The following is a 22,478-nucleotide window of genomic DNA, read 5'->3' as shown; positions in this document are numbered from 1 at the left end:
ACGCCGAGCGGCCACCGTGCCAGAATCCGGGTTCGTGCGGCCCGAACCGGCCGCCGGTCGCCGGCCGGCGGAACTCCTGGAGCGTGCCGGTGAGCTGACCGCGGTGGCCGCGCTGGTGGCCGCCGCCGACGCGGGCCGGGGCGGGTTGCTGCTGGCCGAAGCCGCCGCGGGACTGGGGAAGTCGGCGCTGCTCGACCACGCCGCCGCGCTGGCTCGCGACCAGGGCCACCTGGTGCTGCGAGCGCGTGGCCACGAGCTGGAACGGGCCTTCGCCTGGGGTGTCACGCGGACCCTCTTCGAACGGTGGGCGAGCGGCGACGCGCAAGCCGACCTGCTGACCGGTCCGGCGGCCGCGGCCCGGCTGGTGCTCGGTGCCGCCGAGGAGCCGGGCGACCTGCCGGCGTCCGATGCGGCGTTCGCGATCCTGCACGGGCTCTACTGGCTCGCGGTGCGGCTGGCCGAGCGGACGCCGCTGCTGATCACGGTCGACGACGCCCAGTGGGTGGACGGGCCGTCGCTGCGCTGGCTGACGTTCCTGCTCGGCCGCCTGACCGACCTGCCGATCGCCGTCCTGGTCGCCACCCGGCCGGGGACCGGTGGCGAGGACGGGGTGCTCGCCCAGCTGGCCGGCGATCCCGACGTGCGGGTGTGCCGGCTCGAGCCGCTGGGACCGGACGCGGTCGCCGAGCTCGTCCGCCGTCGCCGTCCGGACGCCGTCGACGGCTTCTGCCGCCGCTGCCTGGAGCTGACCGGCGGAAATCCGCTGCACCTGCGGGAGCTGCTGGCGGCCATCGAAGCGCAGCCCGGTGGCACCGACGCGGAGATCCTCGCCGGGGGTGTGGCGCTCGCCTCGCGTTCGCTGGCCCACTCGGTGCGGCGCCGGCTGGCGGCCCTGTCGCCGGCCGCCGGCCGGCTGGCGCGGGCGGTCGCGGTCTTCGACAACGACGCCACGCTGGTGCTGGCCGCGGCACTGGCGGAGGTCGACCCGGCCGCCGCACCGGCCGCCGCGGACGAGCTGACGCACGCGGACCTGCTCAGACCGGGTGACCCGCTGGAGTTCATCCACCCGCTGGTGCGCACCGCCGTCTACCACGAGCTGCTGCCCCGCAGGCGCGCTCAGCTGCACCGACGGGCCGCCGCGTTGCTGGCCGAGGACGGCGCGGCGGCCGAGTCCGTCTCCGCCCACCTGCTCGAATCGCTGCCGGCGGAGGACGGCGAGGTGGTCACCGCGCTGCGAGCGTCGGCCCGACGGGCCTTCGCCCGCGGCGCGCCCGCGTCCGCGGTGCGGTACCTCGCCCGGGCGTTGCGGGAACCGGCCCCGGCGGCGGTGCGCCCGGAACTGCTCGCCGAGCTGGGGCGCGCGGAAGGGGCCACCGGCGGGCAGGAGGCCGTCGCGCACCTGACGGAAGCTCTCGAACTGGCCGGCGACGCCCGTACCCGCGCGACGCTGCTGCTCGAACTGAGCCGGCTCCTGCACGACCGCGGACGGCTCGACGAGGCCTGCGAAGCGTGCCTGCGCGGGCGGGCAGAGCTCGGCGGCGAAGGTGACGAGCTGGCCGCCGCTCTGGAGGCGGGCTACCTGACCTCGGCGATGCTGAGCCCGCAGCACGCGGCCGACGCGCACCGGCGGACACAGGCGATCCTGGACCGGCCGACCCGGCTGGACAGCCCGGCCGACCGGGCCCTGACCAGCAAGGCGATGATCATGCGGCTGGCCGCGGGCGGGAACCGCGACGAACTGCTGACCGTCGCACGGGACCTGTTCGCCGGGGGACGCCTGGCCACCGAGGCCGGCGCCGGTTCCCAGGCGCTGTGGCACACCATGGGCGCGCTCAGCTACTGCGACGACTACCCGACGGCCGAGCACGCATTCCAGCTCGCATTGGCGGACGCGCGCCGCCGCGGGGCGACGATCGCCCTCGCCGGCGCGGCGGTGTTCCGGGCCCGGCAGACCCTGTGGACCGGCCCGGTCGCCGAAGCCGAGCACGACGCCCGCACGGCGTTCGACGTCTGGCAGAGCGTGGGGCACATGTACGTCTCGGCGGCCGGTCTCTGCCTGGTCACCGCGCTCCTCGAGGAGGACGACCCCGACCAGGCCGAGACCGTGCTCGCGGCGGTCGAGGAGCACGCCACGCCCTTCGGGCTCTTCGCGGCCTGGCGCCTCGCGGCGACCGGCCGGGTCGCCGCCCGGCGCGGCCGGGACGCCGAGGCCCTGCGGGCGTTCACCGCCTGCGGGCAGCACCTCGTCGAGATCGGCCAGCGCAACCCGGTGATGCTGTCCTGGCGTTCGGAGGCCGCGCTGGCCGCGCTGCGCCTCGGCCGCCGCGATGCCGCCGAGACGCTCGTCGGCGAGGAGCTCGCCCTCGCCGAAAGCTTCGGCGCCCCAAGGGCCATCGGCGTCGCCCGCCGCGCCGCCGGCCTGCTGTCCCGCGGCGACCGGGCGATCGAACTCCTCCGCTCCGCGGCCGGCCTCCATGCCGGCTGTGCGGCACACCTCGAGCACGCCACGACGCTCGTCGAGCTGGGTGCGGCTGTCCGCCGCGCGGGCCGCCCGGCCGAAGCCCGCAAGACCCTGCGCGACGCCCTCGCCTCGGCGGAAACCCTTGGGGCGGCTCACCTCGCGCGCCGAGCGCGCGAGGAACTACACCTCGCCGGCGGCCGGCCGCCCTCCCGCCGTGACACCACGGCGGAGCTGACGCCGAGCGAAAGCCGGGTGGCCCGGCTCGCCGCCGACGGCCGGACGAACCGCCAGATCGCGGATTCCCTGTTCATCACGGTGAAAGCCGTCGAATGGCACCTCAGCAACACGTACCGCAAACTCCGCATCCACGGCCGCGACGAAATCGCTGCTGCCCTGCACGCCTCCGACGACACCCCTTAAGGCCCGGAAGTCCACCGCCGTCGCGGCGGCGAGGCTGCCCCAGAGAACAACCGGGCCGCGGGCAGCGAGAGTGGTGATGATCGCGGGGAAGACCGCCAAGCCGAAGCCCGTGGAGACCTGGAGCCGGGCGAGGGCCCGGCCCAGGACGACGGCCGCGACGAAATCGCCGCCGCCCTGCGCGCCTCCGGCGACACCCGTTAAGGCCCCGAAATCCACCACCGGCTCAGCTGCCGTGCTCGGTGGCCACCGCCGTTGCGGCGGCGAGCGTTGCGGCGGCGAGGCTGCCCCAGAGAACAACCGGGCCGCGGGCAGCGAGAGTGGTGATGATCGCGGGGGAGACCGCCAAGCCGAAGCCCGTGGAGACCTGGAGCCGGGCGAGGGCGCGGCCCAGGACGTGTGCCGGGGCGACGGCCGCGACGAGCGCGGTGACGGTTCCCGCGTAGCCGATCTCGCCGATCGTGCAGAGCACCGACACCGCGGCGACCGCCGGGGCGCTCCAGCCGCCTCCCCACGCGGTGGCCGCGAGGAAGCCGAGGTAGGACGCGGTGAGCACCACGCCGGCGAGGGCCAGCGCGGTCCGCCGGGAGAGGCGGCTCAGCAGGACGGTGACCGGCACCTGGAGGGTGACCACCAGCACCGTGTTCGCCACGAAGATCGCCGCCGGCCACATCGGGGAAGTGTGCAACTGGGTCACCAGGACCAGCGGGAGCGCGATTTCGGGGACGTTGAGGCAGAAGACGTAGATCACGTTGGCGGCCAGGAGCGTGCCCATCGCCGGTGCGGGCACGTCCGTCACGGCCGGGGCGGCGGCCGGCTGCGCGCGCAGGCGGACCGACCACGCCAAGGCGGCCGCGGTGAGGTAGGCGAGCCCGGTGCCGACGGCCAGCGCCTGCAACGCCGTGGTGCCGCCGGCCAGGCAGACGGTGGCCAGCAGCCCGCCCACACCCAGGCCGGCGTTGCGCAGGGCACGCCCGCCGGCGAGCGCGGCGTCGCGTTCCCGCCCGTGGGCGATCGTGGCCACGACCGCCGCGTGGGCGGCCGGCCACGCCTGGTTGCCGATGCCGAGGAACAGCGCCGCCGTCGCGAACGGCCAGACGTGGCCCGCCGGCGTGGCGAGCAGCAGCGCCACCCCCAGGACCCGCACCAGCATCGACGCGGCCACGGCCGTGCTGCGGGCACCCCGGTCCAGCCAGCGACCCACGGCGGGCACGCACAGCAGGCCCGTGACGACCCCGGCCGTCATGGCGATGCCGGTGGCCGACGCGGACAGCCCCAGCACCGTCACGCCGTAGAGCAGCAGGAAGGGCCGCAGCAGGCCGGTGCCGAGCGCGTCCACGGCCAGCGCGACGGCGTAGCGGGGGCCTCCCGAAGCCCGGATGAGGGCGTGCGGCCGGATCTTGGTCGTCATGGGGTCGACAGTGCGTCCGGACGCCGGTGTCGCCGCGCCGGCTGACGAACTCCGTCAACCGACGCGGTCGACGGCGGGCCGCCCGGCGAGAATGCGGGGATGACGGTGAGGATCGACATCGCCGGCCTGCCGCCCGAGCGGCTGCGGTTCGCCGCCTCCCCGCTGGCCGAGCTGACGGCGATGCTGCACGTGCTGGCCGAGCCCGGGCACCACCCGCAGCTCGGCGGCTGGGCCGCGGGTGTGTGGGCCGGGCTCCGGCCGGAGCTGGCCGAACGGCTCAGGGAGGCGGAGTTCCTCTGGCGTTCCTCCCGGGCCGACTTCCTGGTCCCCGCCCGCCCCCGGCCGACGCTCGCCGGGGAACTGGACGAGGTGGACCGGATCGACGACGAAACCTACGTGGCCGCCGCGCTCATCACCACCTGCGGCAGCAACCGGGTCCACTTCGGAGCGCCGTCACCGCTCGCCGACGTGACGGCCCGCGAGCGTGCCCTGGACCTCGCCCAGGCCCGCGGCGCCCTCCAGGAGGCCTTCGCGGAACGGCTGCTCACCGACCCCGCGGCCGTGCGCGCGCGGGTGCGGCAAACGCTCGAGCAGTGCGGCGAAGCCTTCTTCGACGCCGCTTGGCCGAACGTCGCCGTCCGGCTCGCCGCCGACCTGCGCCTGAAGAACGACCTGCTCGAGCACAAGGGCGTCGCGGCGGCCCTCGCGTCGGTCTCCGGATCCGTCACCCTGGCGCCGGACGGCGACAGCATCGTCGTGGACAAGCTGCAGGACAACGCGACCAGCGCCCGCGGCACCGGCGTCACGTTCCTCCCCAGCGTCTTCGGGCACCCGCACCTGGTGGCGATCCACGCTCCCGGGTGGCAGCCGGTGGTGCAGTACCCCGTCGCCGGGCCGGGGGAGCCGGTCTCCCTGGAGACGGTCACGCGCCGCCTGGAGGCGCTCGCGCACCCGGTCCGGCTGCGGCTGCTGCGCACCCTGGCCCGCGGTCCGCACACCACCGGCGAGCTGGCCGACGCGTGGGCGCTTTCGCCCCCGGAGGTGTCCCGCCACCTGGTCGTCCTGCGCCGGGCGGGCCTGCTGACGGCCCAGCGGCAGGGCCGCTACGTCCGGTACACCGTCAACCTGCCCGACCTGGCCGGGCTGGGGTCCGACCTGCTGACGGCCGTACTGCGTTGAGCAGCCTTCGGTTCAGACGTCGCCTCTGGCCAGCACCCGCCGCGCGACGGCGAGGCTCAGCCGCCGCGGCAGCACCCGGCCGAAGAGGAAAGCGGTCAGCGCATTGAGCCTGCCGTCGACGACCGCCGGTCCCGTACCCGCCAGGGCGCGCACCACGGTGGCGGCGACCGCCTCGGCGCTCCGCGTGCCGCGCGGGTTCATCGGCGTCTTCGTGGGACCGGGACTGACCACCACCACCCGGACCCCGGTGCTCCGGGTCTCGGCCCACAGCGCCTGGGTGAGCGAGACGACGTACGCCTTGGTCGCCGAGTACACCGCCAGGTGGGGGGCGGGGAGGTACCCGCCGGTGCTGGCGACGTTGACGACGGCCCCGTGACCACGGGCGACCATCGCGGGCATCAGGAGCGTGGTCAGCTCGGTCAGTGCGGTGACGTTGAGGTCGATCATGGCCCGGAACCGGGCCGGATCGCCGTCGAGCACCGGCCCGCGCGTGCTGACCCCGGCGTTGTTGACCAGGATCTCCACCTCGATGCCCTCGTCGGCCAAGGTCTTGGCCAGCCGCGCGGGCGCGTCGGCATCGGCGAGGTCGAGGGCGACGGCACGCACGGTCACGCCGTGCTGCCGGCTCAGCCGCGCGGCCGCCTCGTCGAGCTTGCCGGCGCTGCGCGCGACCAGGACGAGGTGCATGCCGGAGGCGGCCAGCCGCTCGGCGAGAGCGGCCCCGATACCGGTGGAGGCACCGGTGACGACGGCGAACTTGTCACGCATCTGCGCTGCTGTGATCATGCTTTCGACGCTAAACCTTGACGTCGGTGTCAAGGTCAAGGTGAACTGAGCCATGCGCATCGGCGAGCTGAGCAAGGCGACCGGCGTCAGCACCCGGGCGTTGCGGTACTACGAGCAGCAGGGCCTGCTGCGCAGCGAGCGCCGACCCAACGGCTACCGCGAGTACGGCCCCGAATCGATCGAGGTGGTCGCGTTCGTCCAGGACATGTTCGACGCCGGTCTGTCTTCGGAAGTGGTCCGGGAGATCATCCCGTGCGCGGGAGACACGCATCCCCGTGACGACTGCGCGGAACTGTTGGCGCGAGTCCAGCGGGTCCGCGACGAACTCGTGCGGCAGGAGCAACAGATAGCTGCACGCCGACGGCGGTTGGACACATATCTCGCCGACGGTTACGAGGCACGCCCGGCCCGCTGACCGAACGCTTTCACGGCCGCTGATGTGTCTCGGCCGGCTCCGTCCGGCCGCCGTGCACGCCGGTCCGGCCTCGCATCCGCCGCCCGTCGGAACAGCGCCGATGCGCTGGTGCGAACGGGCCCTTCCGCTGGGACTTCCGCGCAGTTCCGCCGTTGTTAACCCCCGGTTGGCGGGCAAGACTCGCTAAAGTCACCTCGGGGAGATCGACGCTACCCGGTCACAAGCCTGGTCGGCGGCGCCCGTGGTGCGCGCCGCCGTCACGGTGGGAGCCGGTGGTCATCGTGAACCGTGAAAAGGGACGGATGCCATGGCGAACCCGCTGGTAGCGGAGCGCAAAGACTCCACCACGGCCATCTCCGGGCTGCCGCTGCTGGAGTCCGCGAACGACCTCAAAGAGGGCATCGAAAAGGGCGACTGGGCCTCGATCGCGATGGGCGCCGTCGGGGTCGCGCTCGACACGCTCTCCATGGCACTGGACCCCTTCGGGGCGATCCTCGCCGCCGGGGTCGGGTGGCTGCTGGAGCACGTCGGCCCGCTGTCCGCCGCGCTCGACGCGCTGACCGGGGACGCCGACCAGATCAAGGCCCAGTCCGAGACGTGGGCGAACGTCGCCAAGGAGCTCGGGGCCGTCGGCCAGGACCTGACCGACATGGTCAAGGCCGACCTGCAGTCGTGGACCGGGAACGCCGCCGACCAGTACCGCAGCCGGGCCGCCGACACGGTCGACATCCTCACCGCCGCCCAGAAGGGCTGCGAAGGCGCCTCCAGCGGGGTCAAGACGGCCGGCGAGGTCGTCGCCGCCGTCCGGATGCTCGTCCGCGACATCATCGCCGAGCTGGTCGGCCACCTCATCAGCTGGGCGCTGCAGGTGGTGTTCACCCTCGGCATCGGCCTGACCTGGGTGGTGCCGCAGGTCGTCGCCGCGGTCGCCAAGACCGCGTCGAAGATCGCCGACCTCACCAAGAGGCTCGTCACGGCGCTGAAGGCGCTCGTCCCGCTGCTCAAGAAGGCCGGCACGCTGTTCGACGACGCCGCCAAGGCGCTGCGCAAGATCAAGCCCGGCAAGGCCGACGTCCCGAAGCCCACCAAGGACATCAAGCAGAAGAGCGGCCCCGACACCAAGAAGGACAAACCGCACGACGACGATAGCACCTCGACCTCGGGAGCGAAGGGCGACGGCACCGGCTCGTCCGGCGCGAAGGGCGACGGCACCAGCTCGTCCGGCGCGAAAGGCGACGGCCACAAGGGTCCCGACAACGGCCCGGACCGCAGCGCCCCCAAGAACGACGGCGACCAGACGACCGCCGGCGGTGCCGGAAGCGGGGGCAAGGCGGACAAGGGCGGCCGCAACGACACCGCGAAGAAGGACAAAGCCGACCGTTCCACGCCCGACAAGTCGAAGAACTACTGCGGCGACCCGATCGACGTCGCGACCGGCGAGGTCGTGATGACCCAGGTCGACCTCACCCTGCCCGGCGAGGCCGCGGACCTGGAGATCTCCCGCACGCACCTGTCGTCCTACCGGGCCGGCCGGTGGTTCGGTCCATCGTGGACGTCCACATGGGACCAGCGGCTGGAGTTCGACGCGCACCGGGTCCGGTTCTACGCCGAAGACGGCATGGTGCTGGACTACCCCGTCCCTGGCGAAGAGCCCGTGCTGCCGGCGCAGGGACCGCGGTTCCGGCTCCGCCGCGTGCCGCAGGGTTACCTGCTCAAGGCCGGCGAGCGCGAGCTGCATTTCTCCGGCACCGGCGGTGTTCTGCCGGTCACGGCCATCGAACAGGGCGGCGAGCGCACCGAAATCGAGTACGCCCCCGACGGCGCACCCACGAGGCTCCGCCGGCCCGGCGGCGTCGAAATCCTGGTCAGCACCGCGCGGGGGCGGATCGTCGCGCTGGGGGCGCCGGGGCAGCCGCCGGTGGTGCGGTTCTCGTACAACCGGCACACCCAGCTGAGCGCGGTGACGGACTTCGCGGGCCGCTCGATGGCGCTCGACTACGACTTCGACCACCGGCTCGTCGGCTGGCAGGACCGGGTCGGCACCTGGTACCGGTACGTCTACGACACCGCGGGCCGCTGCGTCCGTGCGGTGGGCGCGAACGGCTACTACAACGCCGCCTTCGCCTACGAACCCGGCGCGACCCGGCACACCGACGCCCTCGGCCACACCTGGACCTACCGCCTCAACCCGGCCCACCAGCTGATCGAGCGCATCGACCCGCTCGGCGGTTCCCGGCGCTACGAATGGAACCGGCGGGACGAACTGCTGTCCCAAGTGGACGAACTGGGCCGCGAAACCCGCTACGAATACGACGACGACGGGCTGGTGGCCATCCACCGCCCCGGGGCGCCCGCCGTGCGGCTGACCCCGGCCGAAGACGGCGCGACGTGGCTGCTGGCCGGCGAAGGCGACGACGTGCTCGAGCGGCTGGTGTTCGGGTTCGACCCGGCCACCAGCCTGCTCGGCAACGGGCTGCCGGTGGACGTCCTGGAGCCGGCCGACCCGTTCGAGGACGCGCCCGCGACCGACCGGGCGGCCCGTCCCGGCGACCGCGACTCCTACGGCCGCCCGCGCCTGGCGCACACGGCGTCCGGCGGGGCCGCGCGGCTCGGCTGGACCGCCGACGGCCGCCGCGCCTGGCGGCTCGGCCCGCAGGGCGGCCGCGAGACGTGGGTGCACGACGCGGAAGGCAACGTCGTCGAATACCGCGACGCGGCGGGGGCGCCGCGGCGCCGCAAGCACGGCCCGTTCGGCCTGGTCATGGAGGAGACCGACGCCGCGGGCGCGCGCACGCTGTTCACCTACGACGGCGAGTTGCGGCTCACCTCGGTGACCAACCCGGCCGGTCTCACCTGGCACTACGTCCGCGACGCGGCCGGACGGCTCGTCGAAGAGACCGACTTCGACGGGCGGCGGACCACCTACACCCACGACGCGGCAGGACAGCTGCGCCGCATGACCACCGGCGCGGACCAGGTGGTCGAGTACGACTACGACCTCGAGGGCAACGTCGTGGCGCGGCGGACCCCCGACGACGTCACGACCTACTCCTACGACCCGCTCGGCCGGCTGGTCGCCGCCGAGAACGCCGAGTCGCGCGTCGAGATCCGCCGCGACGGCGGTGACCGGGTCATCACCGACACGATCAACGGCCTCGGCGTGTGCTGGCGCGACGAGGGAGACGAGGGTGGCACAGTGATCCGCCGGACCTCGTCCGGTGTGGACAGTGAGTGGCGTTTCACGGAGTCCGGCCTGCCCAAGGCGCTGCGGATCGCCGGTCACGACGTCGAATTCGGCTACGACGAAGCCGAGCGGGAAGTCGTCCGCAGCGTCGACGGCGAGGTGGTGCTCCGGCGGCGGTTCGACGAGGAGGACCGCCTCGCCGAGGAGGACGTCGCCGGCGTCGGGCGGCGCACCTACCGCTACCGCCCGGACGGCAGGCTCGCCGGCGTCGACGACGAGATCCGGCCGTGGCGGTTCTCCTACGACCCGGCGGGCCGGGTCAGCGAGGCGCACGGGCCGGACGTCGTGGAGCGGTTCACCCGGGACGCCGCGGGCAACATCACCTCGGCGACGGCCCCGTCACCGCCGGGCCCGCGCGGCTACGAGCGCAACCGGCTCGCCCGCATCGGGGACATCCACTTCGACGGCGACGCCCACGGCCGCGTCACCGGCTGGCGCCACGGCGACCGCTCGTGCAGCTACACGTGGGACCACCTCGACCGGCTGCGTTCGGCGCGCACGCCCGACGGCGCGCTCTGGACCTACCACTACGACCCGATCGGACGGCGGTTCGCCAAGCGGTGCTGGGTGAGCGGCCCGGACGGGCAGCCCGAGCTCGCGCTGGACGTGCGGTTCCTGTGGAGCGAGCTGAACCTCGTCGAGCAGGTGGAGCACCGCCCGGCGGACGGGGCCTACCGGTTCCTCACGTGGGAGCGCTTCGGCGACGATCGCCCCGTCGTGCAGGTCGAGCACACCGGCGTTGCCGAGGAGGCCCGGTTCCGGGTGGTGATCACCTCGCCCGCGGGCACGCCGACCGAGCTGCTCGACGAGCGGGGGACGCTGGTCTGGCAGGACCGCAGCAGCTTCTGGGGCGTGCCGGCGGCCGGCGCCGACACCGCGTCGATGCCGCTGGCGTTCCCGGGGCAGACCCGCGACGAGGAGACGGGGCTGCACTACAACGTCTTCCGCTACTACGACCCCCGGACCACGCGGTACCTCAGCCAGGACCCCCTCGGCCTCGCCGCGGCGCCCAACCCGGTCGGCTACGTCGACCAGCCGCTGCTCGAGAGCGACCCGCTGGGCCTCGCGCCGCAGCGGTGTTTCAAGGGCAAGGTGAAGGACCGCGCGAAGCGGTTGCGCGACCGGAACAAGAACAAGCAGGTGGCCCAGCCGGCGATCCGGAAGAGCCCGCGGAAGAAGCCCATCCGCGTCGACAACATGACCAAGGAAGAGTTCGAGAAGTTCAAGCCGGAACTCGACAAGATGCTGAAGGCCGACAAGCACTTCTTCTGGTCCGGCGGCCACATGGAGCGGGTGCCCGGGAAGAACAACCCGGACAAGTACCTCGGGTCGATGGAGGACAAGGCCACCGAGATCGCGAAGAAGCACGGCGGCAACACCCTGGAAGGCACCCTCAAGGACAACAAGGTCCAGATGCCGGGCTGGATCAAGGACCCCAACGACCCGAGGCGGCCGCTGGTCCAGGAGAAGTGGGACTACGTGTCCGACACGTTCGCCAAGAACGCCGAGGCAGGCAAGACGCACGTGGTCTTCCCCAGCTACCCCGGCAAGGGCCACGACGTCTACCCGTACCGGCGCCCGGACAACGTGTTCGACGAGACCGAGTACCCGCGCCTCAAGGCGGACGGCAAGGGCGACATCACGAAGTTCCACGACCGGACCGACTACGAGCGCCCGTACCGCGCACCCAAGTGAGCGGCCGGTTCAGAGGAGCAGGTCGAACACCCGGAAGACCTGCTCCCATTCGGCGGCCCCGGGGTTCTTCACCCGCGGGTCGATGACCTTGAAGGCCTCGGCGAGAGCAACGCTGAGCCCACCGGCAACGGCCGGCAGCCGCGCCTCGGCGTCTTCGGAGAGCGCGAGGCCGAGCGGGGGACGCGCCAGGAGCTGCTCGAGCAGCGGCACGACTTCCAGGTCTTCCTCCAGCTTGGCGAATTCGTGCATGCGTTCTTGAAGCCCCTTGGTGATCGGCAGGTCGCGCGGCTCGATGACGTCCCGCCGGTTGGCCTTGGCCGTGGCTTCGGCGGCGACGAAGAGGTCGTGGATCTTGCGGTCCAGGAACTCGTCGTACCGTTTCAGATCGCTCTTGTCGACGTCGAGGCTCGCGGCCATCCGGAAGAACCGTTCGAACCGGGCCGCACCCATGACCGGCATCAGGCCTCCTGTGCGTGATGGTCCATGGGCCCAGCATGGCTGCCGCGGCCGGATGGCGTCTCGGACTCCGAGGATGGATTTCACCGCCCCGATTCACCCTGCCAGGCCGGTACGGCGCCGGTGCGGTCCGGTGCATCGTCGAGACCGGCCGTCCCACTTCGTCCACAGCGGACGCCGTCACCGGGAGACCCATGACCGACCGAGAGCAGCTGCCGAAGCCGGGCTTCGCTCTGGACACGAAGCTGGTCAAGAGGTTCGTGGCCGGCGAGCTGGACGAGGCCGGCCAGGCGGAGCTGGCCGGCCAGGTGGCGATCATCGCCGTGTTCCACACGGAGCTGCCCACCGCGCTCGCCGCGCAGATGACCCGGATCGTGCGCCACCTCGGCGGCGAAGCCGAGCTGGTGCGGTGGCTGGAGCGCTTCCCCGGCCGTCCGAAGATCGTGGCCAGGCTGTTCGCACTGATCGACCTGCTGGAGAGCTACAGCGCCGAGCCCTCGGTGGTGACCGCGTTGTCCGAACTGCGCGAGGAGACCCGCTACCCGCCGGGACTGTCCGGCTTTCTGTCCCCGGACACCGACGACGAGACGCTGGCCGGGCTGGCCTGGCACATCGAACGGCTGGCCGCGGACGACCGCATGCCCGACGCGGTGCGGCTGGCCCGGAACGCGGCGGCGCTGGTGCAGCGGCTCGCCGCCAGGGCCAAGGAGCTGAACCCGGACCTGCCCGACTTGGCCGGATCGGCCGCCGAAGCGGGCAGGGCGGTCGAGGACGCGGCCCGTGAGGCGGGCCTGCAGGGTGACGGCCCGCGCTGACGAGCTGTGTCACTTCTCCAGCGGCTGGAGGAGGTTTTCCAGGTTCGCGCGCGCGACGCGCTTGAGGAACTCGCCGCGGTAGGTGGAATCACCGGAGTCGTGCATCGTGTCGGTCATCGAGACCGCGGCTGCCTGTCGTTCCCAGGTGTGGCTCAGGCAGATATCCGAATAGTTCTCCAGCAGGTTCCCATCGCCTTTCACGACCTGGTGAATGATCGCTTGCGCGAGTTTCCCGGCGTCGTGCAGTGCGAGACTCATCCCCTCCGCGCTCATCGGGGAAATCAGGTGCGCCGCGTCGCCGAGGAGGTGGAGCCGGCCGTAGCTCATCGGGCTGAACACCACCCCGCGCAGCGGCACGACCTGCTTACTGACGATCGGGCCCTTCGGCGCCGGCTCGCCGAACCGCGTTGCGAGCTCGCTCCGGATGCGTTCGTCCGGCCAGTCCTCGACGGTGTCGGTGACCGGGCACTGCAGGTAGACACGGCTCGCGTTCGGGCCGCGGGTGATCTGCGCGGCGAAGCCGCGGGAATGCACCGCCAGCACGGCCGGTGGGTCGGCGGGCACCTCCGTCATGACGGTCAGCCAGGCGTAGCCGAACTCGTGGGTGTGGCAGGTGAGGACGCCGTCGGGAACGGCTTTCCGGCTGACGCCCTGGTGGCCGTCGCTCCCGGCGACGAAGTCGCAGCCGATCACCGTGGTCGAGCCGGCGGCGTCCCGGTAGCGCACCCGGGGGCGCCCGGTGCCGAGACCGTCCAGCGAGACGTCCTCGGCTTCGAAACGCAGGTCGCCGCCGTCACGCAGGAAGATCGTGATCAGGTTTCGGACCAGGACTTGCTGGGGAAGGAAGGCACCTTCGGCGTCCTCGTGATCGTCCATCTTCCATGCGCGCTTTTCGCCGTCGATGATCAGCGGCATCGGCTTGTCGGAGGAATCGTGACTGGCCGCTTCGACGGCCTCTCCCACTCCCCATTCGTGCAGGGTGCGTACGCCACGGGCGTCGAGTGCGCCGGCGCGTTGCCGGTTCTCGACGTACTCGCGGCTGTGCTTTTCCAAGATGACGCACCGGATTCCGTTGCGCAGCAGGAAGGTGCCGAGCGCGAGCCCGGCGACCCCGCCGCCCACGATGACCGCGGTGGTGCTTTCTTCGGTTCGAGTCATGATCACCACTGTGACCGGGCCGGCGATTGCGGTCCACCGATAACCCGACGTGCGATAACGGAAACCCGCCAACATCACCGGTCGCCGCGGTCGCGCACACCGGCCTGGTAGCGCCCGGGGGTCTGCCCGACGACGGCGGTGAACACTTCGATGAACGTCGACGGGTTCGACCACCCGCAGGTGATCGCGGTGTCGGTGACGGAGTCGCCGTCGGTGAGCCGGATGAGGGCGTGGTGGATGCGCAGGATGGTGCGCCAGCGGTGGAAGCTCATGCCGAGATCGGTGTGGAACAGGCGGCTGAGGGTGCGCTCGCTCGTCCCGGCGGCCCGCCCCAGTTCGGCCAGCGTCGTGTTCCGCCCGGGATCGGCGTGCAGCAGACCGGTCGCGGCGCGCAGCCGATCGTCCCGCGGCTCGGGCAGGTGGAAGGACTGCTCGGGAAGCTCGCCGAGTTCGTCGAGCACCACCGCACGCAGCCGCCGGGCGGCGTCGGCGGATCTCGTCCGGTCGCCGGTCAGCGCCAGAATGCCTTCGCGCAACAGCGGTGACACCGCGAACACGCAGGGGTGCTCGGCGAGCTCGCCGCACTCGTCGACGGGGACGGCGACGATGCGCGCATCGGTCCGGCCGTAGAAGCGGTGCGAGTGCTCGAACCCCGGCGGCGTCCAGGTGACCCGATCGGCGGGCGCGATCCAGGTCCCGTAGGAGGTCGTGGTGGTGAACGCCCCGGCTGCCGCGTACACCAGCTGCCCGTCGAGGTGGGAGTGGCTTCGGAGGTGATAGCCGTGCGGAAGCCAGCCCGCGCCTTCCGGCGTCACCTCGCCCGGCGGCGGGGGAGAGGGGCGGGTTTCCTGCATCGGAGGCCAGCTTACGGCTCACACCGCACGAAGTTCGCCCGCGACCGCGGTGCTCTTCTCCAGCACGCGGTCGAGGCGGATCGGGAGGATCCGCTGGCGGGTGCCGGTGGCGTGCCACACGGCGTTGGCGATCGCCGCCGCGGTGCCTGCGGTGCCGATTTCGCCGAGGCCGTTGAACCCCGACGGGTCCTGGGGCTCGTAGTCCGGCACGAAATCCGCCTCGATGCCGGGGACGTCGGCGTGCGCGGCGATGTGGTAGCCCGCCCAGTCGCCGTTCGCCAGCCGGCCGGTGCGGGGGTCTCGCACGCTCTCCTCGTGCAGGGCCATGGACAGCCCCATGATCATCCCGCCGACCACCTGGCTGCGGGCCAGCAGCGGGTTGATCACCCGGCCGACGGCGAACATGCCCAGCAGCCTGCGGACCCGGACCTCGCCGGTGGCCGGGTCGACGCTGACCTCCGCGAAAACCGCGCTGTAGGTCTGGCGTTCCCGCTCCGGCTGGTAGTCGATCAGCGTGGTGGTGTCCACCGTCGCGGTCGTCGGCCGGACGGGATCGTCCCGCAGTTTCTCGGCGGCCTCGGTGATCGCGAAGGACCAGGACGTCGTCCCGCGCGAACCACCCGCGCCCCACGCCATGCCGAGATCGCTGTCGCCGATCCGGAGGCGGATCCGTTCGGTGCCGACACCCAGGGCGTCGGCGGCGACCGCGGTCCGGGCGCCGGTGCCGATGTCGCTCGCCCCGATCGACACCGTGAACGTCCCGTCCGTCTCCGCCGTGATCGAGGCCTTCGACGGGAACACCCCGGCGCTGAACGACGTGGCGGCCATGCCGCTGCCGATCAGCAGCGGGCCTTCGCGCCGGGAGCGGGGACGCCGGTCCCGGGCCGCCCAGCCGAACCGGCGCGCGCCCTCCCGCATGCAGGACACCAGGCGGCGGGTGCTGAAGGGCTTGCCCGACGCGGGCGTGACCGTGGGCTGGTTGCGCAGGCGCAGGTCCAGCGGGTCCAGGCCCAGCCGCTCGGCGACCTCGTCGATCGCCGACTCCAGGGCGAACGAGCCGGGCGTCGCGCCGGGCCCGCGCATCGAGGCGGGCGGCAGGACGTCGAGCGGCACGGCGGTGAGCCGGGTGCGGATGGCCGGCGCCGCGTACAGGACCTTGGCCTGCTCGGTGCACGCCTCGATGTACTCCGAAAGCGGTGAGAGGGCGTAGGCCGCCCGGTGGTGGATGGCCCGCAGGCGGCCGTCGGCGTCCGCGCCGACGGTCAGCACCTGGTCCGTCCGCGGCCGCGACGAGGTCGTCTCGAACACCTGCGCCCGGGTCATGGCGATCCGCACCGGGCGGCCGAACCGACGGCTGGCCATCGAGGCGAGCACCACCTGCGGGCCGCAGGCGCCCTTGCCGCCGAAACCCCCGCCCACGTGCTCGGAGCGCACGTGCACCCGCTCCCGGTCGATGGACCACAACGCGGCGAGGACCTCGGACACGCTGAACGCGCCCTGGTTGGCGTCCACGGCGTACAGGTGATCGGAGTCCCACCACACGGTCGCGGCGTGCGGCTCCATCGCGCAGTGGCTCTCCTCCGGAGTGCGGTAGCGCTCCTCGAGCACGACCGCGGACGCCGCCAGCTCCGCCTCCAGGTCGCCGAGGTCCGCCTCCGGGCCGAAGGCGGTCGACGCCGGCCGCGCGGCCGGGTGCTCCAGGCGGAAGTCGAGGTCGTGCGGCTCGCCCTCACAGGTGACCCGCACCGCCGCCGCGGCCGCTCTGGCCTGCTCGGGCGTTTCCGCCACCACCAGCGCGAGCGGCCGGCCCGCGTAGGGGATCACGTCGTCCTGCAGGAGCTGCAGGCTGCCGTCCGGGCCGAAGTAGTTGCCGGCCGCGGGGTTGAGGCGGGGTGCGTTGCGGTGGTCGAGTACTCCCAGCACACCCGGCATACCGAGCGCGGTCGACGTGTCGATGTCGCGGATCCGGCCTCGGGAGAGGGTGGCGGTCACCAGCCAGCCGTGGGCCAGGTCCGGCACCGGGATGTCGGCGGCGTAGTGGGCGGCGCCGGTGACCTTGAGCCTGCCCTCGATCCGGGGGCGTGGGGTGCCGACGGCATCCGCGTTCATCGATCCATCTCCGTTCCGGCGAGCTCACCGAGCACGGCCTCGATCAGGTTCCGCGCCAAAATCACCTTGTACCCGTTGTCGGGCAACGGATTCGCCTCGCTCAACGCCTCCTCGGCGCAGGCCAGGAGCCGGTCGGCGGTGGGCCGGGTGCCGCGGAGCAGGGCCTCGGCGGAGCCGGCCCGCCAGGGACGTGACGCCACGCCGCCCAGCGCGATGCGCACGTCGCGCACCACGCCGTCGCGGATGTCGAGCGCCGCGGCGACGGAGACCGTGGCGAAGGCGTACGACGCGCGCTCGCGGACCTTGCGGTAACGCGACCGCAGTCCCGCCGCGGCCCCCGGCAGGACGACGGCGGTGATCAGCGCGCCCGCCGGCAACGCGGTTTCGCGGTCCGGCCGGTCACCGACCGGCAGGTAGAACCGGGACAACGGGACCTCGCCGGGGCCGTCGAGCGTCTCGTAGCACACGACCGCGTCCAGCGCGGCGAGCGCCACCGCCATGTCCGAGGGGTGGGTCGCCACGCAGTGCTCGGAGTGGCCCAGTACCGCGTGGTTGTGGTGCACGCCTTCGATCGCGGCACAGCCACTGCCGGGTGTCCGCTTGTTGCACGGCCGGGAGAGGTCGGCGAAGTAGCCGCACCGGGTCCGCTGCAGGAGGTTGCCGCCCACCGTGGCCATGTTCCGCAGCTGGCCGGACGCCCCCGCGAGGACGGCTTGGCTCACCGACGGGAACCGGCGGCGCACCTCCGGGTGCGCGGCCAGGTCGCTGTTCGTCGTGGTCGCACCGATGACCAGCCCGCCGTCCGGTGTTCCGCTGACGCCGTCGAGCGGCAGCCGCCGCACGTCCACCAGCCGGGTCGGCTCCTCGACTCCGCACTTCATCAGGTCGACGATGTTCGTGCCCCCGCCCAGGTACCGGGCGCCGGCGTCGTCGGCGACGGCCGTGAGCGCGTCGCGGATCTGCGCCGCGCGCTGGTAGGCGAACTCCCTCACTTCGCACCTCCCTCGCGTGCCGCGGTCTCGAGCACCGCGCGCACGATCGGCGGGTACGCCCCGCAGCGGCACAGGTTCCCGCTCATCCGCTCGCGCACCTCGGCCTCGTCCAGTTCCGGCGCCCGGTCCGGTGCGTCGGCGGCGGTGACAGCGCTGGGCCAGCCCGCCGCGTGTTCGGCGAGCATCCCGACCGCCGAGCAGAGCTGCCCGGGCGTGCAGAAGCCGCACTGGAAGCCGTCCAGGCGCACGAAGGCTTCTTGGATCGGCCGCAGTTCGCCCTCGGTGGCCAGTCCTTCGACGGTCGTGACGGCGGTCGTGTCGGCGGCGACCGCGAGGGTGAGGCAGGAGACCACCCGGCGGCCGTCGCACAGCACCGTGCAGGCGCCGCACTGCCCCTGGTCGCACCCCTTCTTGGGGCCGGTGAGGCCGAGGTCCTCCCGCAACGCGTCGAGCAGCGTCCGGCGGTTGTCCACCGACAGCCGGTGGGTCGTCTCGTTGACTCGCAGCGTTATCTCGCTGCGGGTGTGCTCGGTCATGGCTCCACTGTCGGTGCCGGCCTGCCGATCCACATCAGTCATCCGACTCCGGGAATCCGGCGCCGTCACCCCACAGCGCGGTTAGGTCGTTTGACAGATGCTGCGGCGGCGAGCCGTGTCCCACCATCGAAGGCGTGACGCCACGAGGACGGGAACACGGACGACGGACCGGCCGCTCGCGGATTCCCGGTCAGACCGCAGGCGGCGACAGAGCATCCCGGAGGCCGGCGCGAGACGTGACACCCAGCTTGGGGAAGATCCGATAGAGGTGGGCCCCGACCGTCCGGTGCGAAAGGTACAGGCGCTCGGCGATCTGCTTGTTGGTCAGGCCGCTCGCCGCCAGCTGCGCGATCTGGGCCTCCTGCGCCGTCAGCGCGGTCGGCTCACCCCGCTGCTCGGTGGCCGGGCGGTAGCCGGCGGCACGCAGCTCCCCGGCCACCCGGGAGAGCCACGGTCCGGCCGCCATGGCGGCGAATCCGCCGTGGGCGGCGAGGAGGTGCTGCTGCGCCTGCGCTGCCGACCGGGTCCGGCGCAGTTTCTCGCCGAGCGCCAGCCGCACCCGCGACCGGTCGAACAGCCACCGCTCGGCGCCGGCCAGCGCGGCTTCCAGGCGGGGCACCTGCTCGTCGTCGTCGAGGACAAGGGCCTCGGCGCCGGCCTGGAGCAAGGCCGTCCGGGACGACAACGCCCCCACGTCCGCGTCCCGCATCGCGCGGACGTGTGCCGTCGCTTCGGTCGTGCGGCCGATCCGCACGGCCGCCTCGACCAGGTCGAACATGACCCACGTGCAGTGCGGGACGTGGGAGGCGAGCACACCGGGCGGGCTCATGGCGGCGGCGTGGCCGAAAGCGGCGTCGTGGTCACCCTGCCCCGCGGCGGCGAGGACCCGCGGGTGGTGCGCGAACAGCACGGCGGCCGCCACGCCGCGGGGGAGCGCCCAGTGCGTGATCTCGTCGGCGAGCGTGTACGCCTCGTCGAACCGCCCGCGGCCGGCGGCGAGGATCGCCCGGCTGTAGCGGAAGTACCAGGCGAAGAACGGGTAGCCGCCGGTGTCGCAGATCCGCTGTCCCTCGTCGGCGAGTTCTTCGGCCTCGTCCCACCGCCCCACCAGGTAGTCGTCGAGGCACAGGTGCATCAGGGCCCCGAGGTGCCGTCGGGGTGCGCCGCCGTCCCGCCCGTGCCGGACCAGCCGCCAGGACGCCTCGCGGCAGTCGCCGAGGCGGTCGAGGTACACCGCGGCGGTCCCGGCCCGCACGACGCGGGCGGGGTCGACGTCGTCGGTCAGCGTCCGCAGGACCGCGTCGACCCGGGGCAGAGCGGCTTTCCCGGTGCGTACCGGATCGGCGAAGCTGTCGGCGGCCAGCGCGAGCAGGTCCGGCGGCTGCGGCCGGAGCCGCCGCAGGACCGAGAAGAACGGTTTCCAGTGCTCCGGCGTGCTGCCGTACCAGCACAGCAGCAGGAGGGTGTGCATGGCCTCGACGAGCGCGGGGTCGTCGGCCCGGTAGCCGTGGTCGCCGGTCTCGATGGCACCGGTCAGCAGCCGGTGCGCGGTGTTCACGTCGCCGTCCCCGTTGATCATGAGGAAGGCGGCCGCGCTGGCCGCGTGCAGGGAGCCCGCGGAGTCCGGAGCCGCCCGGCGGGCGTCGGTCAGCAGGATTTCGGCGTCGTCGACGGTGCCGTTGACCTCCGCGCCGATGTACGCGGCCTCGGCGAGCCGCCGTCCCCGGCCGGCGCTCGTGGTGCTCAGCTCGGCGGCGCGGACCAGGGCCGCTATCGCCGCGAAGCCGTCCCCGCGGAGCAGCACGCGACGCGCCGCGTCGTCGAGGAGTTCCGCCACCTCCTCGTCGGGGCCGAGTGCGGCCGCCGCGAGGTGCCACGCGCGGCGGTCCCGGTCCACGGCACCGGCGAGGGCGAGGTGCGCGGTGCGGCGCTCCTCGTGGGTGGACATCGCCACGACCGCCGACCGGATCAGGGGGTGCCGGAACGCGATCCGGGCCGTCGCGTCGTCCACGCGCACCAGCTGGGCACGTTCGGCGGGAGCCAGGTCCTCCAGGCTGGGCCGGTCGGGGAGCGCGGCGCGGAGTACCCGGACGTCGCCGGCGCCTTCGAAGGTGGCGAGCAGCAGCACCTGCCGGGTGGCGTCGGGCAGTGCGGTGAGGCGTGCCGCGAAGATCGCCTGCAGGCGATCGCTGAGGGGAACGACTTCGGCGTCCGGCACCGTGCGCCGCGCGGAACCCAGCAACGCGGCGGGCAGCTCCAGCAACGCGAGAGGGTTGCCCTGGGCGAGGTCGAGCAGCCGCCGCCGCACCCGGGCCGGCATCTGCGGGTGAAGGGTTTCGACCAGCCGTCCGGCCGCCTCGTCGTCGAGCGGTTCGACGACGTGTTCGGACAGCAGGCCGGGAAAGCTCGTCGAGCCCGTTCTGGCCGACAGCAGCAGCCCGGCCCGGCGGCCCTCGAGCCTCCTGGCCAGGAAGCCGAGGACGACGGCACTCGCCCGGTCGATCCACGGCACGTCGTCGACGACCAGGACGACCGGCCGGTCGGCCGCGAGCTCCGTGACGAGCAGCAGCGCGGCGTTGCAGACCAGGAGAACGTCCGGGGGCGCACCGGCTCCGAAACCGAGCGCCACCGACAGTGCCTCGCGCGGGCCGGGTGGGAGCCGGTCCAGAGCCGCGTGCGCGGGAAGCAGCAACTGGTTGAGACAGGAGTAGCCGACGTCGGCTTCGAACTCCGAACCGGACGCCCGCAGCGCGTGCATCCCTTGAGAGAGCGCGAGTTCCGCCGCGGCGGTCATGAGGGCGGACTTGCCGACACCCGGTTCGCCGCGAATCAGCCGGACGCAGCCGCCTTGCCGCACCCGGTCCAGGAACCCGGAAATCCCGGCGAGCTCATCGTGACGCCCGAACAGTTCGACACCGGTCACCCACTACCTCACGTGCCCCTCGTTGCTTGCCGGCCAGGCTATAGCGAGTCCCCGGCGCCGGAGCCGGTCGACGGGACAAGCGGCAGGAACGGGCAAGAAGTCGCGAGTTCTGGTCAACTGCCGCCCGTCCGGACGTTCACGCCCAGGCGGACGGCGTCCCGGCGCGGCGGGTCACCGAACTGCCTGCGGTACTCGCGGCTGAACTGCGCGGGGCTTTCGTAGCCGACCTGACGGCTGATCCCGGCGATGTCACCGGGATCGGCGGCGAGCAGCAGCCGGGCTTGCTGCAGGCGGATCTGCTTCTGGTACTGGATGGGGCTCATCGAGGTGACGGCCTGGAAGTTGCGGTGGAACGCGGAGACGCTCATGCCCGCCCGCTGCGCCACCTCCTCGACCCGGAAGGGCAGCGCGTAGTTGTCGCGGATCCACTGCACGGCCCTGGCGATGTGGCTGAGACTGCTGTCGGGCAGCCCGAACTGGCGCAGAACGGCGCTCTGCTCACCGGTGAGCAGCCGCCAGATGATCTCCCGCTTGATCAGGGGCGCGAGCACCGCGATGTCGCGCGGCCGGTCGAGCAGCCGCAGCAGCCGGACGACGGCATCGAGCAGTTCGGGCGAGGCGGTGCTGACGGCCAGGCCGGCCGGCGCGCCGGGCTCGAGTTCCGGCAGGTCACCCGCATCGGCGGCCAGCAGCACCTCGGCGACCGCGGCCGGCCGCAGGTCGAGGCCGAACCCGAGCGCGGGTTCCCCGGGGTCGGCGCGCAGGAACTGCGCGGTCACCGGCAGATCGACCGAGGCGACGAGGTACTCGCCGGCGCGGTACTCGTAGAGGCGATCGCCGAGCGCGAACCGCTTGGCGCCCTGGGCGACGAGGGCCAGCACCTGGCCGTAGGTGGTCGGAATCGGCGGACTGGGCCGATCGGCGCGGAAGATGCGCACGGCATCGATGTCCGTGCTCAGATCGGGGCGGGCGTGCCGGGCCAGCAAGTCACGCAACTCGTCGAGCGACATGGGCGCCATTCAAGCAC

Annotated in this window: 15 protein-coding genes; 5 read left to right on the top strand and 10 right to left on the bottom strand. The window is 72.9% G+C overall.

Annotated elements, in window-relative coordinates; all coding sequences use genetic code 11:
- The first annotated feature begins 34 nt into the window (after positions 1-34).
- Entirely contained in the window at positions 35-2,881 is a 2,847-nt protein-coding gene (locus HUT10_RS20160; RefSeq protein ID WP_176172644.1) for an AAA family ATPase, read from the top strand.
- 223 nt (positions 2,882-3,104) lie between these two features.
- Here the strand turns inward: HUT10_RS20160 and HUT10_RS20155 are convergent, their stop codons facing one another.
- Positions 3,105-4,289 (bottom strand): MFS transporter, encoded by a 1,185-nt coding sequence (locus HUT10_RS20155; RefSeq protein ID WP_176172643.1) that lies wholly within the window; start codon positions 4,287-4,289, stop codon positions 3,105-3,107.
- Between the two features lie 99 nt (positions 4,290-4,388).
- On the opposite strand from HUT10_RS20155, the gene HUT10_RS20150 reads away from it, so the two are divergent.
- Positions 4,389-5,468 carry a helix-turn-helix domain-containing protein gene (locus tag HUT10_RS20150; protein WP_176172642.1) on the top strand — a complete coding sequence of 360 codons (1,080 nt, stop codon included), beginning with the start codon at positions 4,389-4,391 and terminating at the stop codon, positions 5,466-5,468.
- 12 nt (positions 5,469-5,480) lie between these two features.
- Here HUT10_RS20150 and HUT10_RS20145 read toward each other — a convergent pair whose 3' ends face one another.
- Complete coding sequence (locus tag HUT10_RS20145) at positions 5,481-6,254, bottom strand: SDR family oxidoreductase (protein WP_176172641.1); 774 nt, start codon at positions 6,252-6,254, stop codon at positions 5,481-5,483.
- 52 nt (positions 6,255-6,306) lie between these two features.
- On the opposite strand from HUT10_RS20145, the gene HUT10_RS20140 reads away from it, so the two are divergent.
- Entirely contained in the window at positions 6,307-6,669 is a 363-nt protein-coding gene (locus HUT10_RS20140; RefSeq protein WP_176172640.1) for a MerR family transcriptional regulator, read from the top strand.
- Between the two features lie 307 nt (positions 6,670-6,976).
- Entirely contained in the window at positions 6,977-11,608 is a 4,632-nt protein-coding gene (locus HUT10_RS20135) for a DUF6531 domain-containing protein (protein ID WP_176172639.1), read from the top strand.
- Positions 11,609-11,617: 9 nt separating this feature from the next.
- On the opposite strand, the gene HUT10_RS20130 is transcribed toward HUT10_RS20135, so the two are convergent.
- Positions 11,618-12,067 (bottom strand): DUF1931 family protein, encoded by a 450-nt coding sequence (locus tag HUT10_RS20130; protein ID WP_176172638.1) that lies wholly within the window; start codon positions 12,065-12,067, stop codon positions 11,618-11,620.
- Positions 12,068-12,258: 191 nt separating this feature from the next.
- Here HUT10_RS20130 and HUT10_RS20125 point away from each other — a divergent pair, with 191 nt between their 5' ends.
- A complete protein-coding gene (locus tag HUT10_RS20125) occupies positions 12,259-12,879 on the top strand; it encodes a hypothetical protein (protein ID WP_176172637.1) in 621 nt (206 codons plus the stop codon).
- 9 nt (positions 12,880-12,888) lie between these two features.
- Here the strand turns inward: HUT10_RS20125 and HUT10_RS20120 are convergent, their stop codons facing one another.
- The 7 genes from HUT10_RS20120 to HUT10_RS20090 all read right to left on the bottom strand — a co-directional run bounded on the left by HUT10_RS20120 (position 12,889) and on the right by HUT10_RS20090 (position 22,461).
- Positions 12,889-14,211: a 4-hydroxybenzoate 3-monooxygenase gene (locus HUT10_RS20120; RefSeq protein ID WP_254896950.1), complete on the bottom strand. Its 1,323-nt coding sequence runs from the start codon at positions 14,209-14,211 to the stop codon at positions 12,889-12,891.
- The gene (locus HUT10_RS20115; protein ID WP_176172636.1) at positions 14,112-14,891 is read right to left on the bottom strand and encodes an AraC family transcriptional regulator; all 780 of its coding nucleotides are present in this window, start codon (positions 14,889-14,891) and stop codon (positions 14,112-14,114) included. The genes HUT10_RS20120 and HUT10_RS20115 overlap by 100 nt, the downstream gene beginning before the upstream one ends.
- An 18-nt stretch (positions 14,892-14,909) precedes the next feature.
- Positions 14,910-17,000 carry a xanthine dehydrogenase family protein molybdopterin-binding subunit gene (locus HUT10_RS20110; protein WP_176172635.1) on the bottom strand — a complete coding sequence of 697 codons (2,091 nt, stop codon included), beginning with the start codon at positions 16,998-17,000 and terminating at the stop codon, positions 14,910-14,912.
- On the bottom strand, positions 16,997-17,992 hold the full coding sequence (locus HUT10_RS20105; RefSeq protein ID WP_176172634.1) for a xanthine dehydrogenase family protein subunit M: 996 nt from the start codon (positions 17,990-17,992) through the stop codon (positions 16,997-16,999). Before HUT10_RS20105 ends, HUT10_RS20110 begins: the two co-directional genes overlap by 4 nt.
- Positions 17,989-18,528 (bottom strand): (2Fe-2S)-binding protein, encoded by a 540-nt coding sequence (locus HUT10_RS20100; protein ID WP_176172633.1) that lies wholly within the window; start codon positions 18,526-18,528, stop codon positions 17,989-17,991. Before HUT10_RS20100 ends, HUT10_RS20105 begins: the two co-directional genes overlap by 4 nt.
- 190 nt (positions 18,529-18,718) lie before the next feature.
- Complete coding sequence (locus tag HUT10_RS20095; RefSeq protein ID WP_176172632.1) at positions 18,719-21,451, bottom strand: AAA family ATPase; 2,733 nt, start codon at positions 21,449-21,451, stop codon at positions 18,719-18,721.
- A gap of 113 nt (positions 21,452-21,564) precedes the next feature.
- Complete coding sequence (locus HUT10_RS20090) at positions 21,565-22,461, bottom strand: AraC family transcriptional regulator (RefSeq protein WP_176172631.1); 897 nt, start codon at positions 22,459-22,461, stop codon at positions 21,565-21,567.
- Positions 22,462-22,478: the final 17 nt, after the last annotated feature.

Origin of the sequence: Amycolatopsis sp. Hca4 (assembly GCF_013364075.1) — a bacterium.
Classification (GTDB): Bacteria; Actinomycetota; Actinomycetes; order Mycobacteriales; family Pseudonocardiaceae; genus Amycolatopsis.
This window is presented reverse-complemented; position numbering and strand designations above follow the sequence as displayed.

Coding starts and splice junctions, on each gene's coding strand:
- HUT10_RS20150 (WP_176172642.1), top strand. CDS start 4,389: ATGACGGTGAGGATCGACATCGCCGGCCTGCCGCCCGAGCGGCTGCGG.
- HUT10_RS20110 (WP_176172635.1), bottom strand. CDS start 17,000: ATGAACGCGGATGCCGTCGGCACCCCACGCCCCCGGATCGAGGGCAGG.
- HUT10_RS20090 (WP_176172631.1), bottom strand. CDS start 22,461: ATGTCGCTCGACGAGTTGCGTGACTTGCTGGCCCGGCACGCCCGCCCC.
- HUT10_RS20115 (WP_176172636.1), bottom strand. CDS start 14,891: ATGCAGGAAACCCGCCCCTCTCCCCCGCCGCCGGGCGAGGTGACGCCG.
- HUT10_RS20145 (WP_176172641.1), bottom strand. CDS start 6,254: ATGATCACAGCAGCGCAGATGCGTGACAAGTTCGCCGTCGTCACCGGT.
- HUT10_RS20135 (WP_176172639.1), top strand. CDS start 6,977: ATGGCGAACCCGCTGGTAGCGGAGCGCAAAGACTCCACCACGGCCATC.
- HUT10_RS20125 (WP_176172637.1), top strand. CDS start 12,259: ATGACCGACCGAGAGCAGCTGCCGAAGCCGGGCTTCGCTCTGGACACG.
- HUT10_RS20130 (WP_176172638.1), bottom strand. CDS start 12,067: ATGCCGGTCATGGGTGCGGCCCGGTTCGAACGGTTCTTCCGGATGGCC.
- HUT10_RS20140 (WP_176172640.1), top strand. CDS start 6,307: ATGCGCATCGGCGAGCTGAGCAAGGCGACCGGCGTCAGCACCCGGGCG.
- HUT10_RS20100 (WP_176172633.1), bottom strand. CDS start 18,528: ATGACCGAGCACACCCGCAGCGAGATAACGCTGCGAGTCAACGAGACG.
- HUT10_RS20155 (WP_176172643.1), bottom strand. CDS start 4,289: ATGACGACCAAGATCCGGCCGCACGCCCTCATCCGGGCTTCGGGAGGC.